This window comes from Pseudomonas viridiflava, assembly GCF_900184295.1.
GTDB lineage: Bacteria > Pseudomonadota > Gammaproteobacteria > Pseudomonadales > Pseudomonadaceae > Aquipseudomonas > Aquipseudomonas viridiflava.
In genome coordinates, this window is sequence record NZ_LT855380.1 from 261,575 (window position 1) to 275,495 (window position 13,921).

General features: G+C 61.8%; 12 protein-coding genes. 10 read left to right on the forward strand and 2 right to left on the reverse strand.

What is annotated here, in order from left to right; translation table 11 throughout:
- Positions 1 to 90: 90 nt before the first annotated feature.
- Positions 91 to 804 (reverse strand): cupin domain-containing protein, encoded by a 714-nt coding sequence (locus tag CFBP1590_RS01310; protein ID WP_088234334.1) that lies wholly within the window; start codon positions 802 to 804, stop codon positions 91 to 93.
- Positions 805 to 1,055: 251 nt separating this feature from the next.
- On the reverse strand, positions 1,056 to 1,913 hold the full coding sequence (locus tag CFBP1590_RS01315; protein WP_058430723.1) for a GNAT family N-acetyltransferase: 858 nt from the start codon (positions 1,911 to 1,913) through the stop codon (positions 1,056 to 1,058).
- 557 nt (positions 1,914 to 2,470) lie between these two features.
- Between CFBP1590_RS01315 and CFBP1590_RS01325 the strand changes: the two genes are divergently transcribed.
- The 10 genes from CFBP1590_RS01325 to argE all read left to right on the forward strand — a co-directional run bounded on the left by CFBP1590_RS01325 (position 2,471) and on the right by argE (position 13,901).
- The gene (locus CFBP1590_RS01325; RefSeq protein WP_004880547.1) at positions 2,471 to 3,139 is read left to right on the forward strand and encodes a haloacid dehalogenase type II; all 669 of its coding nucleotides are present in this window, start codon (positions 2,471 to 2,473) and stop codon (positions 3,137 to 3,139) included.
- A gap of 63 nt (positions 3,140 to 3,202) precedes the next feature.
- Entirely contained in the window at positions 3,203 to 4,477 is a 1,275-nt protein-coding gene (locus CFBP1590_RS01330) for an NAD(P)/FAD-dependent oxidoreductase (protein ID WP_029243595.1), read from the forward strand.
- Between the two features lie 94 nt (positions 4,478 to 4,571).
- Complete coding sequence (locus tag CFBP1590_RS01335) at positions 4,572 to 6,209, forward strand: ABC transporter substrate-binding protein (protein ID WP_025996685.1); 1,638 nt, start codon at positions 4,572 to 4,574, stop codon at positions 6,207 to 6,209.
- Between the two features lie 31 nt (positions 6,210 to 6,240).
- Positions 6,241 to 7,197: an ABC transporter permease gene (locus CFBP1590_RS01340; RefSeq protein WP_088234335.1), complete on the forward strand. Its 957-nt coding sequence runs from the start codon at positions 6,241 to 6,243 to the stop codon at positions 7,195 to 7,197.
- Positions 7,194 to 8,057 carry an ABC transporter permease gene (locus tag CFBP1590_RS01345; protein WP_004880539.1) on the forward strand — a complete coding sequence of 288 codons (864 nt, stop codon included), beginning with the start codon at positions 7,194 to 7,196 and terminating at the stop codon, positions 8,055 to 8,057. The genes CFBP1590_RS01340 and CFBP1590_RS01345 overlap by 4 nt, the downstream gene beginning before the upstream one ends.
- Before the next feature lies 1 nt (position 8,058).
- Entirely contained in the window at positions 8,059 to 9,900 is a 1,842-nt protein-coding gene (locus CFBP1590_RS01350) for an ABC transporter ATP-binding protein (RefSeq protein ID WP_088234336.1), read from the forward strand.
- Positions 9,897 to 10,208: a (2Fe-2S)-binding protein gene (locus CFBP1590_RS01355; protein WP_029243592.1), complete on the forward strand. Its 312-nt coding sequence runs from the start codon at positions 9,897 to 9,899 to the stop codon at positions 10,206 to 10,208. The genes CFBP1590_RS01350 and CFBP1590_RS01355 overlap by 4 nt, the downstream gene beginning before the upstream one ends.
- A complete protein-coding gene (locus tag CFBP1590_RS01360) occupies positions 10,187 to 11,596 on the forward strand; it encodes an FAD/NAD(P)-dependent oxidoreductase (RefSeq protein WP_088234337.1) in 1,410 nt (469 codons plus the stop codon). Before CFBP1590_RS01355 ends, CFBP1590_RS01360 begins: the two co-directional genes overlap by 22 nt.
- Positions 11,593 to 12,747: an NAD(P)/FAD-dependent oxidoreductase gene (locus tag CFBP1590_RS01365; protein WP_088234338.1), complete on the forward strand. Its 1,155-nt coding sequence runs from the start codon at positions 11,593 to 11,595 to the stop codon at positions 12,745 to 12,747. Before CFBP1590_RS01360 ends, CFBP1590_RS01365 begins: the two co-directional genes overlap by 4 nt.
- Positions 12,744 to 13,901 carry an acetylornithine deacetylase gene (gene argE, locus CFBP1590_RS01370; protein ID WP_088234339.1) on the forward strand — a complete coding sequence of 386 codons (1,158 nt, stop codon included), beginning with the start codon at positions 12,744 to 12,746 and terminating at the stop codon, positions 13,899 to 13,901. Before CFBP1590_RS01365 ends, argE begins: the two co-directional genes overlap by 4 nt.
- Positions 13,902 to 13,921: the final 20 nt, after the last annotated feature.

The following is a 13,921-nucleotide window of genomic DNA, read 5'->3' on the forward strand; positions in this document are numbered from 1 at the left end:
CTGCGCTGGCGAAAGTTGCTCTAGTAGACTTTATCGACGGCTTAAACGTTATAGCCGCGCCCTTCATGGTCGAAGGGCACGGCCCGGCAATCACGTCACCGCATAGAACTTGCGTACATACCCTGTGCTGGTCCACTTGCACGGCGCGCCTTGGGCGACGAAGACGGTATCGCCGGTTTTCACCACAACCGCTTCACCGCCCTCGATGCCCAGCGTCACGCTGCCTTCGATGAGGTTCATCAGTTCGTGGATTCTGTGCGGACGCGAGATGCGCTCGTAAGGGGTGGAATCCCAGACGCCGATGCGCAGGGTGCTGGCGGTGTCTTCGAACAGGTTGTTGCTGCGGCACTGCGGCAGCGCGCTGATCATGATGGCGGGGTCTGGCGGAGACGATGGCGTGAGCATCGCGAGACGATCCAGGTGCGTGACGCCGGGCTTGTCCGGCCCGGTGGCCTGTGTGGCCGCGCAGAATGCCCAGAGGCTGTCGGGTTGTGCTTCGATGCGCACTTGGGTGCCGCGACCGATGACGGCGCTCTCGCCGGTACTGATCGTGATGCTGTCGGTGCCTGAGTTCAAGGTGACGGTGCCGCGATGCATCATCAGCATTTCGGTGTAGGGATAGGCCTCCACCGACACTGAAGTGCTGGAGTGAACGACACCGGCGGCGATGCCTGCCTCATCGACGAAGGCCGTGCGGCGTTCATTGGCGAAGGGATCGCTGACGTCGAGAGGTCCCGGTGTGAATTCGGTATCGACAGGGCTGTGATCGGCACGGGCCAGCAGCAGTACGGTGGGTTCAGGCATGGTTCTGGTCTCGAGAATGTTGTGTGGACTGTTCGCTGGGAGGTGGGGTGCATCACCACGTCTTCGATATAGCGCTGTCGCGCAGCAAACACCGGACTGTGGGAGGCGGCTTGCCGGCGATGAAGTCTGACGCGATTTTCCTGATATACCGCGTCATCGTTCATCGCGGGCAAGCCCCCTCCCACAAAAAAATCGCTTTCCTTCAGTGGGTATGGCTTGCTTGATAGCAGCTGGCGTCAACGCCACTGCGCTCAACCAATCGCCTGGGTAATCAACGTAAACTGGCGCACGCCCTGGCTGGGCTGCGGTACGGCGCCCATGCTCATGCAGGTCACGGCATCGACGCGTTTGAGGCCTGCTTCTTCAAGCCAGTCTGCCAGCCCGCCATTGGAGGGGATGTCGATGCGCACGAAGGCGTACGGCACCTTGGCCAGCAACTGTTCGATCATGTGTTTGGCCTGATCCACGTCCTCGGCAACCACCGGGCCGATGCACAGGCCACGACCGAACGGACGCATCAGGGCGAAGGCCTTCAGCTGGCTGTCGCGCTCGATGCCCACTGCGTGTTCGAGGTTATCGAGTACGTCGTTCATAACCGTCGAGCGGTCCATGCCCGTGCCCGCATTGGCCAGCTCAATGACGCGCGCATGGTCGGTCTCGGTCAGGGCGCGGCAATGTTCGCCAGCCTTCAGGGCGGTCGGCGCTGGCAACTGTGCCTGGCCCTGACGCTGCTGGACTTCACCAAAACTGACGAAGCCCATCTTCGCGTACAGCGGCGCGCCTTCAAGTGTGGCGTTGAGCACCGCTGTGCGGGGCGCGACGCTGCCGACGGCCATTTCCATCAGCTTGCGACCGATGCCCTTGCCTTGATAATCGTCGCTGACAATCACCAGGCCAATGGTAGAGAACTCGCCCTGATGGCAGGCGAAGGCGCTGCCGATCAGTCGGCCGTTGTGCAGCGCGACAAAGCCCTCTGCCACGCGTTGCAGCATGGCCCAGTCTTCCAGGCGATGAGGCCATTTCAGGGCGATGGACAGTTCATGGGCGTTGACCACATCGGCGGCAGTCATCGAGCGGTATTCAAGGTCGAGGCGTTGCTGGGCGAGCATGATGTGTCTCCCATCCAGAAGGATGCACAGGCGATAAAAGAATGCGGCAGGCTTGCTGTATCCCACCTGCGCGACGGGGTGACAAGAGGGTGGCGAACATTCGGTAGATTTCACGATTGGCAGCTCGCCTGACCACAGTTACTGCTTAAATCGGTCGAGACTCCGGCAGCAAATGCTTGAGGTTTTCCAGCGCATTCCTGCCTTATATAGCTGCGCGAATCGGCTCGTTCCGTGCGCAGTACATTGTGCTGAGCAACAAGGGATACAAAGGCGCAGTATCTGCGGTGCAAAGCCGCGTGTTTGAGCCCGGGCGCCCTGAAAAGGGTCAAAAAAGCGCCAAAAACCGGGGTTTGCCCAAGGCTGGAGCGCCCCGCAAAGTCTGCTGAGCGCGCACCTCAAAACGGTGCTTTATATCAAGCAGCCAGCACTTTTAACGCCATCTGCTGATTTCACGGTGTTGTAATGAGGGTGTGCTGCAACGTGCAACGCGGTCCTTGCATCAGGGCCGGAACTGCTCGTCATGCCATGACCCCAACGAACTTTCAGGACCGCACACAATGAGCTTTCTTCGACCAAAATTCATTACGTTCGACTGCTACGGCACGTTGACCAACTTTCACATGGGCACCATGACGCGCGAACTCTTCGCCGACCGTGTTCCGGCCGAGCAGATGGATCAGTTCGTGAAGGATTTCTCGGCGTATCGCCTGGATCAGGTCATGGGTGACTGGATGCCTTACGACGAGATCCTGAAAGTCTCCCTGTCGCGTGTCTGCAAGCGCTGGAATGTCGAGTACCGTGGCGAAGGTCAGCTGTATTACGACGCTGTTCCTACCTGGGGTCCGCACGCCGATGTGCCGGCCGGTCTGGCGAAGATCGCCGACAAGATTCCGCTGGTGATCTTCTCCAACGCCAGCGACAGCCAGATCATGTCCAACGTCGAAAAACTCGGCGCGCCGTTCTACAAGGTTTTCACGGCCGATCAGGCCAAGGTCTACAAACCGCGTCTGGCGGCATTCGAATACATGCTCGACAACCTCGGCTGCGGCCCGGAAGACGTGCTGCACGTTTCATCCAGCTTCCGCTACGACCTGTTCTCGGCCAACGACATGAAGATCAAGAACAAGGCGTTTGTGGCTCGCGGTCACGAACAGCCTGCTCACAGCTCCTTCGAGTATCACCAGATTCCGGACATCGGCGGTCTGGCGGGACTGGTCGGCCTGTAAGCAGGACTACCCGCGACACGGCATTTTTCAAGGTGCTCTTCCATGAGTGACAAGGGGAACAAGATGCGCAGTGAGTCCTACTGGCTCGATACGGCTCCAGATTTCACCGGCGCGCAGGCTGGCGCGGTGGAGGGGCAGGCTGACGTGGTAGTGGTCGGTGGCGGGTTCACCGGGCTCTCGGCAGCGCGTGCATTGGCCTTGAAAGGTGCCAGCGTCGTGGTGGTGGATGCAGGCCGGGTGATCGGCGAAGCGTCCGGGCGCAACGGCGGGCAGTGCAACACCGGCGTGGCGCAGGATTACGCCTCTTTGAGCGCGACGCTGGGTGCGGCTCAAGCCCGTGAGTTCTACAAGGCGTATGAAAGCGCAGTGCAAAGTGTTGTCGGCGTGATCGAGCAGGAAAACATTGCCTGCGACATCAAGCGCAACGGCAAATTGAAGCTGGCCGCCAAGCCGGGCCATTACGAAGGACTGGCGCGCACCTGCGAGCTGATCCGTCGTGAGGTCGATGCCGACGTCGAGCTGTTGTCGGCGCAGGACATCCGCTCCGAAATCGGTTCGGACGAGTTTCACGGCGGGCTTCTGCAGCGTAATGGCGTGCAGATTCACGTGGGACGCTTTGGCCTGGGTCTGGCCGATGCGGCAGTGCGTCACGGTGCGCGGATTTATCAGGACACAACGGTCAAGGACTGGAAAGCCAACCGCAACGGCTTTGTGGTCAACACCTCGAAAGGCTCGATTCAGGCGAAGCAGGTGTTTCTGGCAACAGGCGCCTGTCAGCACGGCGGGCTGGGCTGGTATCGCCGCCGCATCGTGCCGGTCGGCAGTTTTGTGATCGCCACCGAAGTGCTCCCGCAAGCCTTGATCGATCAGTTGTTTCCCCACCAGCGTGCGTACGTGACCAGTCGTTTGATCGGCAACTATTTCCGCCTCACCCCGGATAACCGTTTGCTGTTCGGCGGACGCGCCCGCTTCGCCATGTCCAACAGCAGCTCCGACGCCAAGAGCGGCAAGGTGCTGCAGGCGGCCATGATCCAGATGTTTCCGCAGCTGGCGCAGGTGAAGGTCGATTACTGCTGGGGCGGTCTGGTGGACATGACGTCCGATCGTTTGCCGCGTGCAGGCGAGCACGACGGCGTCTTCTACTCGATGGGCTACAGCGGGCACGGCGTGCAGATGTCAGTGCACATGGGCCAGGTCATGGCCGATGTCATGGAAGGAAAGGCGCAGGCCAATCCCTGGAAAGACCTGAACTGGCCGGCCATTCCCGGGCACTTTGGCAAACCGTGGTTTCTGCCTCTGGTCGGCGCGTACTACCGCTATCAGGACAGTCGTCACTGAGTGTTTTGTTTCACCGTCGTCGTGTGTATTTGAAGGACGCTCCGGTCAACCGTGAGCAACTCGGAATTTCCCTTTTTCGACAGGTAGAACTGATATGGCTGACAAGAAAAACGATTCCCCGCTGATCACAGGCGAAGACAGCCTGCGCGTTTTCGAGGGTCTCAATCGCGGCCTTTCGCGTCGTGATGCGTTGCGTATGTTGGGCGTTGCCGGTGTGGTCGCTGCAGGCTCCACCAGCCTGTTCGGCGCCGCCGGCAAGGTCTTCGCCGATGACGACGCGGCACCTGTCAAAGGCAAACCGGGCGGTCGTATTCGTGTGGCGGGCATGTCCAGCTCCACGGCTGACACGCTCGATCCTGCGAAGGGCGCACTGTCCACCGACTACGTGCGTCACTACATGTTCTACAACGGCCTGACCCGTTTCGACAGCCACCTGGTTCCGCATATGGAGCTGGCCGAGAAGATCGACAACAAGGACGCGACCGTCTGGACCATCACCCTGCGCAAAGACGTGACGTTCCACGATGGCAAGTCGCTGACCGCAGGCGACGTGGTGTTCTCGCTGTCGCGCCATAAAGACCCGGCCACCGGCTCGAAAGTACTGCCGCTGATGGCGCAGTTTTCCGAGATCAAGGCCACCGGCCCGCTGGAAGTGCAGATCACCCTCAGTTCGCCGAACGCCGAACTGCCATCGATTCTCGCTGTTTCCCACCTGCTGATCGTGCCCGAGGGCACTACCGATTTCAGCAAGGGCATCGGCACCGGTCCGTTCAAGGTCAAGGAGTTCAACCCTGGCGTGCGTTCGGTCAGCGTGCGTAACCCCAACTACTGGAAACCGGGCCTGCCGTACCTGGACGAGATCGAATTCATTGCCATCGGCGACGAACCATCGCGAGTCAACGCGCTGCTGTCGGGCGATGTGCACATGATCAACGAGGTCAACCCGCGCTCCACCAGCCGCATCGCCGCCAGCGCCAAACACCGCGTGGTCGATGCGCCGTCCGGCAACTACACCGACCTGATCATTCGTCAGGACCAGATGCCCGGCAAGAGCCCCGAATTCACCGAAGCCATGAAGTATCTGCTGGACCGTGAACAGGTCAAGTCAGCGGTGTTCCGTGGCTATGCCCGGGTCGGCAACGACCACCCGATTGCGCCCGGTTCGCGCTACTTCAACGCCGACCTGCCGCAACGCGCCTACGATCCCGAAAAGGCGAAGTTCCTGCTCAAGAAAGCCGGCATGGAAAAGATCACCATGGCCGTTGCCGCCTCACCTGCGGCCACCGGTTCCGTCGACATCGCCGTGCTGTTGCAGCAATCGGCGAAACAGGCCGGGCTGACGCTCAACGTCAACCGCCTGCCAAGCGATGGCTACTGGTCCAATCACTGGATGAAGCACCCGCTGAGCTTCGGCAACATCAACCCGCGCCCTAACGCCGACGTGATCTTCTCGCAGTTCTTCCAGTCCTCGGCACCCTGGAACGAATCGGGCTGGAAGAACGATCAGTTCGACCAGTTGCTGATGCTGGCCCGTGGTGAAACCGACGACGACAAGCGCGCCAAAATGTATGGCGACATGCAGACCCTGGTCAGCCAGAACTGCGGCATCGGCATCCCGGTGTTCATCAGTAACATCGACGGCGTGGACAAGCGTATCCAGGGCTATTCCAGCAATCCGCTGGGCGGTTTCATGGGCTACATGTTCAGTGAGCAGGTCTGGCTGGACGCGTGAAAGCGGCGGTGAATCGAGCGGGAGGATGCAGATGAATAGCAACACACTCGGGTTGATCGTGCAGCGCTTCGGCGCTGCGATCGTCACGCTGCTGATCGTGTCCATGGTGGTCTTCGCCATTACGGCGGTGCTGCCGGGGGATGCGGCGCAACAGGCTCTGGGGCAGTTCGCGACACCTGAACAGGTCGCGGCATTGCGTACAAAACTGGGGCTCGATCAACCGGGTGTGGTGCGTTATCTGCAGTGGTTGATGAATCTGCTGGGCGGCAACTTCGGCGAGTCGGTGTCCAACGCGATGCCGGTTTCCGACCTGATCGCCGGACGTTTCCCTAACACCCTGATGCTGGCCGCAACCACCGCGCTGGTGTCGGTACCGGTCGCCCTGATGCTGGGCATCGGCGCAGCCATGGGCCGAGGCGGACGAATCGACAGCGCCCTGAATTTCGTCACCCTGTCGCTGGTGGCGGTGCCTGAATTTCTGGTCGCCACGCTGGCAGTGCTGATCTTCGCCGTGAAACTGGGCTGGCTGTCGGCGCTGTCCTACGGCGGTGACGCCAGTACGCCGCTGCAATTCATCCGCACCTATGCATTGCCGGTCATGACGCTGTGCTGCGTGATCGTCGCCCAGATGGCGCGCATGACTCGCGCCGCTGTCATCGATCAGCTCGACAGCCCTTACGTCGAAATGGCCCGGCTCAAAGGCGTAAGCCCGGTGCGTATCGTGCTGCGACATGCCTTGCCCAACGCCATCGGGCCTATCGTCAACGCCGTGGCGTTGAGTCTTTCCTATCTGCTGGGCGGTGTAGTCATCGTCGAGACGATCTTCAACTATCCGGGCATTGCCAGCCTGATGGTCGATGCGGTGACCAACCGTGACATGGCGCTGGTTCAGGCCTGCACCATGCTGTTCTGCGCGGCTTACCTTGGGTTGGTGCTGCTGGCCGACCTGTGTGCAATTCTTTCCAACCCGAGGCTGAGAAACCAATGAACCCGATCATTGAGACATCTACGCCCGCCGTTCAAGTGCGTGCGCCTCGCAAGATAGCCTGGCTGGGGCTGGTGGGCGCTTCGGTCTGCTTCTTCTGGCTCATGATCGCGCTGTTCGGCCCGTGGCTCGCGCCGCATCCGGTGGGCGAGGTGGTGTCCGACAACGTCTTCGAAAACATCAGCGCGGCGTTCCCGTTCGGCACCGATTACCTGGGCCGCGACATGCTCAGCCGCGTGCTGATCGGCGCGCGCTTCACGGTCGGGCTGGCGCTGATCTCCGCCGTATTGGCCAGCGGTATCGGCACCATGTGCGCGCTGCTGTCGGTGGTTGCGCCCAAATGGCTGGACGAAATCATCAGCCGCCTGATGGACGCGTTCATTTCGATTCCGAGCAAGATGCTTGCGCTGATCATGGTCTCTGCGTTTGGCTCGTCCGAAGTACTGCTGGTCTGTACGGCCGTGCTGAGCTACACGCCGGGCGCGTTTCGCATCGCCCGTAGTATGGCGGTGAACATCGAAGCGCTGGAGTACGTGCAGGTGGCGCGTACCCGTGGTGAAGGTCGTCTGTACATCGCCTGTCGCGAAATTCTGCCGAACATGCTCAACCCGGTACTGACGGATCTGGGCCTGCGTTTCGGCTTCATTGTGCTGTTGCTCAGCGGCATGAGCTTTCTCGGTCTTGGCGTGCAACCGCCCGACGCCGACCTCGGCTCTCTGGTGCGCGAAAACATCGGCGGGCTCAATCAGGGCGCGCCGGCCATCGTGATCCCTGCGCTGGCCATCGGCTCGCTGACCATTGGCGTGAATCTGTTTATCGACCGCTTGTCATCACGGCGCAGCCGACGCTCGGGAGGGCACTGAGATGAGTCAATTGATTCGGGTGCAAGACCTGCGTGTGGTGGCCGACACCGACAAGGGTGAGCTGGAAATCGTCAAGGGCGTGAGCTTCGCGCTGGAGAAAGGCGAAGTGCTGGCGCTGATCGGCGAGTCCGGTTCCGGCAAGACCACGATCGCCCTGGCGCTGCTGGGCTATGCCCGACGTGGCTGCAAGCTGGCCGGTGGCGTGGTTCAGGTGGGTGAGCACGACATGCTCAGCCTGCCGGAAAGCCAGCTGCAAGGCTTGCGCGGCAATCGGGTTTCCTACGTCGCACAAAGCGCAGCGGCGGCCTTCAATCCGGCAAAAAAACTGATTGATCAGGTGATCGAAGGCGCGCTGATTCATGGTCTGGGCAGTCGTTCGGACCTGCAGCGAAAAGCCGTCGACCTGTTTCGCGATCTCGCGTTACCCAACCCCGAAACCATCGGCCAGCGATATCCGCATCAAGTCTCGGGCGGTCAGTTGCAACGTGTCATGGCAGCCATGGCGCTGATCAGCGATCCCCTGCTGGTGATCCTCGACGAGCCGACCACTGCGCTGGACGTGACCACACAGATCGACGTGCTGCGGGCTTTCAAGCGCGTGGTGCGGGATCGTGGCGCGACTGCCGTGTATGTCTCCCACGACCTTGCAGTGGTGGCGCAGATGGCCGATCAGATTGTCGTGCTCAATGGCGGAAAAATCATCGAGCAGGGCAGCACGGCTGCATTGCTCAAGGGGCCGGAAGACGAATACACGCGCAGCCTGCTCGCCGCCGCCCGTCCCGACGCGAAACTGTCGCCGGCCAGCGACATGGTCAAGGACAGCACGCTGCTGACCATCAAGGGCCTGACCGCAGGCTACGGCAAGAAGAACCTGCAAGGCATGCCGATGATCCGCGTGCTGGAAGACATCGACCTGACCATCCGACGCGGTCAGGCCATCGGTGTGATCGGTGAGTCCGGTTCGGGCAAATCGACCCTGGCCCGTGTGGTCGCCGGTCTGCTGGACCCGGCCAAAGGCAGCCTGACATTCGACGGTGCCGAGCTGTCCGGCGATCTCGCGGGGCGCACCGAAGACCAGTTCCGCCGTATCCAGATGGTGTTTCAGAACGCCGACACCGCGCTCAACCCGATGCACAACGTCAGCGCGATTCTGGCCCGCCCGCTGAAAATGTATTTCAACCTCAAGGGCAAGGCACTGGGTGATCGCATCCACGAGTTGATGGACCTGGTACGTCTGCCGCGCGAGCTGGCGGACCGGCGTCCCAACGAACTGTCTGGCGGTCAGAAGCAGCGCGTCAACCTGGCCCGTGCGCTTGCAGCCAAGCCGGACCTGATCCTGTGCGACGAAGTGACCTCGGCGCTGGATACCGTGGTCGGCGCCTGCATCCTCGAACTGCTTGGCGATCTGCGGCGCAAGCTTGGGGTTTCCTATCTGTTCATCAGCCATGACATCTCCACCGTGCGCGCGCTGTGCGATGACATCGTGGTGATGTACAGCGGCCACAAGGTCGAAGAGGGCAGCCGTGACGCCTTCAGCCAGACGCCTTTTCATCCCTACACCGACCTGCTCGTGCATTCGGTGCCCGAGCTGCGCCAGGGCTGGCTGGAAGGCTGCGGCGTGACCAGCGGCAAGCTGCCACCGATCAGCGCGCCGTCGAATACACCTGAGCTGTGTACCTTTCTCAATCGCTGCCCCGTGCGCATCGAAGGCCTGTGCAACAGAACGGCGCCGGGGCGTCGCGTTATCGCAGGTGGCAGCGAAATCCTTTGTCATCGCGACGGCGGTGAGTTGCAGGAACGTCAGAACGATCTGGACCCCGTCACCGTAGGAGCCTACGCATGAGTGGCCGTTTTGTAAGACTGGGCGAGCGTGATCGGCCGGTCGTCAACCTGATCGTCGACGGGGCACCTGTCGAAGCCTTGCAGGGCGACACGCTGATGGTGGCGCTGCTGACCGGAGGCAATGCCTTGCGTCAGTCCGAGTTCGATTCGGGGCGTCGGGCCGGTTTCTGTCTGATGGGCGCCTGTCAGGATTGCTGGGTCTGGACCCGCAGTGGCGAGCGCCTGCGCGCCTGTTCCAACGAAGTCCGTGACGGGCTCGATATCGTCACCACCCAACCGGAGGCGAAATGGCCACTTCTCCACGGCTGAATGTCAGTCACACCGCCAGCCCGCGTGTGGTCATCGTTGGCGCCGGTCCTGCGGGCACCCGTTGCGCCGAAACGTTGTTGGCCGCTGGCATCAAACCGATTCTGATCGATGAAAACCGGCGTGATGGCGGACAGATCTACCGCCGCCAGCCCGAAGGCTTCAAACGTGATTACCCGGCGCTGTACGGCACCGAAGCGGCCAAGGCGCGCGACCTGCACGAAAGCTTCGACCGTCTGCGCAGCCAGATCGATTACCGCCCCGACACCCTGGCCTGGAACCTCACCGCAGGCCAGCTCTGCTGCGTCAGCAAGGGTGTGCACACGGTCGTGGAGTACGACGCGTTGATTCTTTGCGCGGGCGCCACCGACCGACTGATGCCGATCAAAGGCTGGCAACTCGCAGGCACCTACAGCCTGGGCGGTTCGCAGATCGCGCTCAAGTCTCAGTCGGTTTCCATCGGCAGCCGTGTGGTGTTCATGGGCAGCGGTCCGTTGCTGTACCTGGTCGCCAGCCAGTACGTCAAAGCCGGTGCCGACGTGGCGGCGGTGCTCGACACCTCACCGTTCAGCAAACGCATCGGCGCGATGCCCAAATTGCTGGCGCGTCCGGGTTTGTTGTTCAACGGCATGAAGCTGCTGGCTCAGTTGTACAGCGCAAGGGTTCCGGTGCATCTGGGCATCAAGCCTGAAGAAATTCTGGGTGACGAGAAGGATGGCGTGACCGGCGTACGCGTGAGGCTCGCCAACGGCAACGCCCTGACAGTCGATTGCGATGCGCTGGCGCTGGGTTACCACCTGCGACCTGAAACCCAGCTCGCTGATCTGGCCGGCTGCGGCCTGCGTTTCGACGAAGCGTCCGGGCAATGGGTGCTGGCCGTGGACGACGACGGCCGCACCTCTGTCGCGGGCGTCTACGCCGCAGGCGATGGTGCGAAAATTCGCGGTGCCGATGCGGCCGAACAGGCAGGGCGTCTGGCTGCGCTGACCTTGCTGAGTGACCTCGGCAAGCCTGTGGATAACCAGCGTGTGGATAACCTGCGGCAGAGTCTTGAGGTCATGGATCGCTTCCGTGTCGGGCTGATGGAAGCCTTTCCCTGGCCGTCTGCGCAGGCGAAGGCGCTGCCTGATGAAGCCATTATCTGTCGCTGCGAAATGATCAGCGCGGGCGAACTGCGCGGTGTGGTGCGTGAAAAAGGCGCCTGTGAAGTCAACCGCGCCAAGGCTTTCAGCCGGGTCGGCATGGGTCGCTGCCAGGGGCGTTATTGCTCGCAGGCCGGAGCCGAAGTGATCGCTGCCGAATCCGGCGTACCGGTCGAGCAGGTCGGCCGCCAGCGCGGTCAGGCGCCGGTCAAACCGTTGTCGATGATGACAGACGAGGTGGTGTCATGAAGCAGCCCAGGGTCGATGTACTGATTGTCGGCGGCGGCGTGATGGGCGCGGCGTCTTCGTTCTTTCTGCGTCAGCGCGGCAAGTCGGTGACGCTGCTGGAGCGCGACGTGGTCGGCCAGTACGCCAGCGGCGTCAACTTCGGCAACGTGCGCCGTCAGGGTCGTCATCTGGATCAACTGGAGCTGGCCAACCGTTCCTTTGCGCTGTGGAAGCGCCTGCCGCAGCTGATAGGCGAAGACCTGGAGTTTCTGCCCAGTGGCCACATGCGCGTCTGCTACCGCGAAGACGAAATTCCTGAGCTCGAAGCCTACGCTGCGGCCCCTGAAGCGCGTGAGCTGGACCTGCAAGTACTTCAGGGCAAAGCGCTGCACGAGCGTTTTCCGTTTCTGGGGCCGGACGTAAAAGGCGGCTCCTACGCGCCACACGACGGCCACGCCAACCCGCGTCTCGCCGCACCTGCCTGGGCCCGTGCGGCGATACGTGCCGGCGCTCGGATCGAAGAGCGCACTGAAGTGCTGCACGTCGAAAAGGTTGGCAAGGAATTTCAGGTCACGACCACCGATGGCCGAATCTTCACCGCTGATCAATTATTGATCACCGCCGGTGCCTGGGGCGAAAAGCTCTCGTCGCAGTTCGGCGAGCCGGTGCCGCTGGAAACCTTCGGCCCGCAGATGTCGGTCACCGAGCCTGTGCCTTACGCGCTGCCGACGGTGATTGGCGTGTTCACCAAGATCCCCCACGAAGTGGTGTATTTCCGCCAGATCGCGCGCGGCAACATTGTCATTGGCGGTGGCGTACGCACCAAGCCTGACATGGTCAACCGTCGCGCGTATTTCGACCCCAACAGCCTCATCAATCACATGCAGCAGATGCGTCGCCTGCTGCCTGGCGTCGGCAACCTGAACATCATCCGCGTGTGGAGCGGCATCGAAAGCTATACGCCGGACTCATTGCCGATCATGGGCCCCAGCGGCAAGGTCGACGGCCTGTATTACGCGTTCGGTTTCTGCGGCCATGGCTTCCAGCTCGGCCCGGGCGTGGGCGATGTCATGGCCGAACTGATCAGCACCGGCACCACCAGCACGCTGATCAGTCCGTTCGATATCCGCCGGTTTGCCGCCTTCTCAGAACTTGCGAGTAAAGCCTCATGACACCGCGTGCGCTGGACATCTTCAAACGACTGATTGCCTTCGAAACCGTGTCGTCGGAGCCGAACATGGCGCTGATCGAGTACGTTCGCGACCTGCTGGCGACCAAAGGCATCGAGTCGCTGATCGTCAAGGACGAGACCGGCAAGAAAGCCAATCTGTTCGCCAGTACCGGCCCTCGCGAGCAGCCCGGTGTGTTGCTCTCCGGGCACACAGACGTCGTGCCCGCCGCAGGGCAGGCGTGGACGATGCCGCCGTTTCAGGCCACGCTGCGTGACGGGCGCATCTATGGGCGCGGCACCTGCGACATGAAAGGCTTCATCGCGCTGGCCATCGACGCCATGCTCGATGCCGCCGACATGACCCTGACGCGACCGCTGCAACTGGCCCTGTCCCACGACGAAGAAATCGGCTGTGTCGGCGTGCGGCGCCTGCTGGACGTGCTTCATCTGGCACCTGTGCGCCCGTTTCTGTGTGTGGTGGGCGAGCCGACGCTGATGCAGTTCGCGGTCGGTCACAAGGGCAAGAGTTCGTACCGCACTTACTGCCGGGGTCAGGAAGCGCATTCGTCGCTGGCGCCGCGTGCGGTCAACGCCATTCACCTGGCCAGCGACTTCATTGCCGAGCTGCGCAAGAGCCAGAAACAGGTCGAGCAGCAGGGCGTGCGTGACGAGGGCTACGACATTCCGTACAGCACCGTCCACATCGGCCGTATCGAGGGCGGCAAGGCGCTGAACATCGTGCCGAACCTCTGCACCCTTGAGTTCGAATACCGCAACCTGCCGGGCGATGATCCCGACCAATTGCTGGAGCAGTTGCGTGAGCGTGCCGAAGTGCTGGTGCGTGAAGCCAGGCAGCTGTCCGGCGTGGCAGCCATCGACATCGAAATCATGAACGAATACCCGGCGCTGGAGACCCATCCCAGCGTTGAAGCCGTGCGCATGCTGCACGCCTTCGCCGAGCCCGGCACGCAGCACATCAAGGTCTCGTACGGCACCGAAGGCGGTCTGTTCGCCGGTCGCCTCAACGTGCCGGTGGTGGTCTGCGGGCCGGGCTCCATCGAGCAGGCGCACAAGCCTGACGAGTTCATCGAAGAAAGCCAGATGAACGCAGGCGAGCGTTTTCTGCAAAGTCTGCTGGGCTCGCTGAAGCAGTAGAGGCTGCCGTGCGGGCGCGA

What these genes read in the sequence shown, in the direction of transcription:
- CFBP1590_RS01330 (WP_029243595.1), top strand. Translation starts at nt 3,203, where the DNA reads ATGCGCAGTGAGTCCTACTGGCTCGATACGGCTCCAGATTTCACCGGC.
- CFBP1590_RS01350 (WP_088234336.1), top strand. Translation starts at nt 8,059, where the DNA reads ATGAGTCAATTGATTCGGGTGCAAGACCTGCGTGTGGTGGCCGACACC.
- CFBP1590_RS01345 (WP_004880539.1), top strand. Translation starts at nt 7,194, where the DNA reads ATGAACCCGATCATTGAGACATCTACGCCCGCCGTTCAAGTGCGTGCG.
- CFBP1590_RS01365 (WP_088234338.1), top strand. Translation starts at nt 11,593, where the DNA reads ATGAAGCAGCCCAGGGTCGATGTACTGATTGTCGGCGGCGGCGTGATG.
- CFBP1590_RS01360 (WP_088234337.1), top strand. Translation starts at nt 10,187, where the DNA reads ATGGCCACTTCTCCACGGCTGAATGTCAGTCACACCGCCAGCCCGCGT.
- CFBP1590_RS01315 (WP_058430723.1), bottom strand. Translation starts at nt 1,913, where the DNA reads ATGCTCGCCCAGCAACGCCTCGACCTTGAATACCGCTCGATGACTGCC.
- CFBP1590_RS01310 (WP_088234334.1), bottom strand. Translation starts at nt 804, where the DNA reads ATGCCTGAACCCACCGTACTGCTGCTGGCCCGTGCCGATCACAGCCCT.
- CFBP1590_RS01355 (WP_029243592.1), top strand. Translation starts at nt 9,897, where the DNA reads ATGAGTGGCCGTTTTGTAAGACTGGGCGAGCGTGATCGGCCGGTCGTC.
- CFBP1590_RS01340 (WP_088234335.1), top strand. Translation starts at nt 6,241, where the DNA reads ATGAATAGCAACACACTCGGGTTGATCGTGCAGCGCTTCGGCGCTGCG.
- CFBP1590_RS01335 (WP_025996685.1), top strand. Translation starts at nt 4,572, where the DNA reads ATGGCTGACAAGAAAAACGATTCCCCGCTGATCACAGGCGAAGACAGC.
- argE (WP_088234339.1), top strand. Translation starts at nt 12,744, where the DNA reads ATGACACCGCGTGCGCTGGACATCTTCAAACGACTGATTGCCTTCGAA.
- CFBP1590_RS01325 (WP_004880547.1), top strand. Translation starts at nt 2,471, where the DNA reads ATGAGCTTTCTTCGACCAAAATTCATTACGTTCGACTGCTACGGCACG.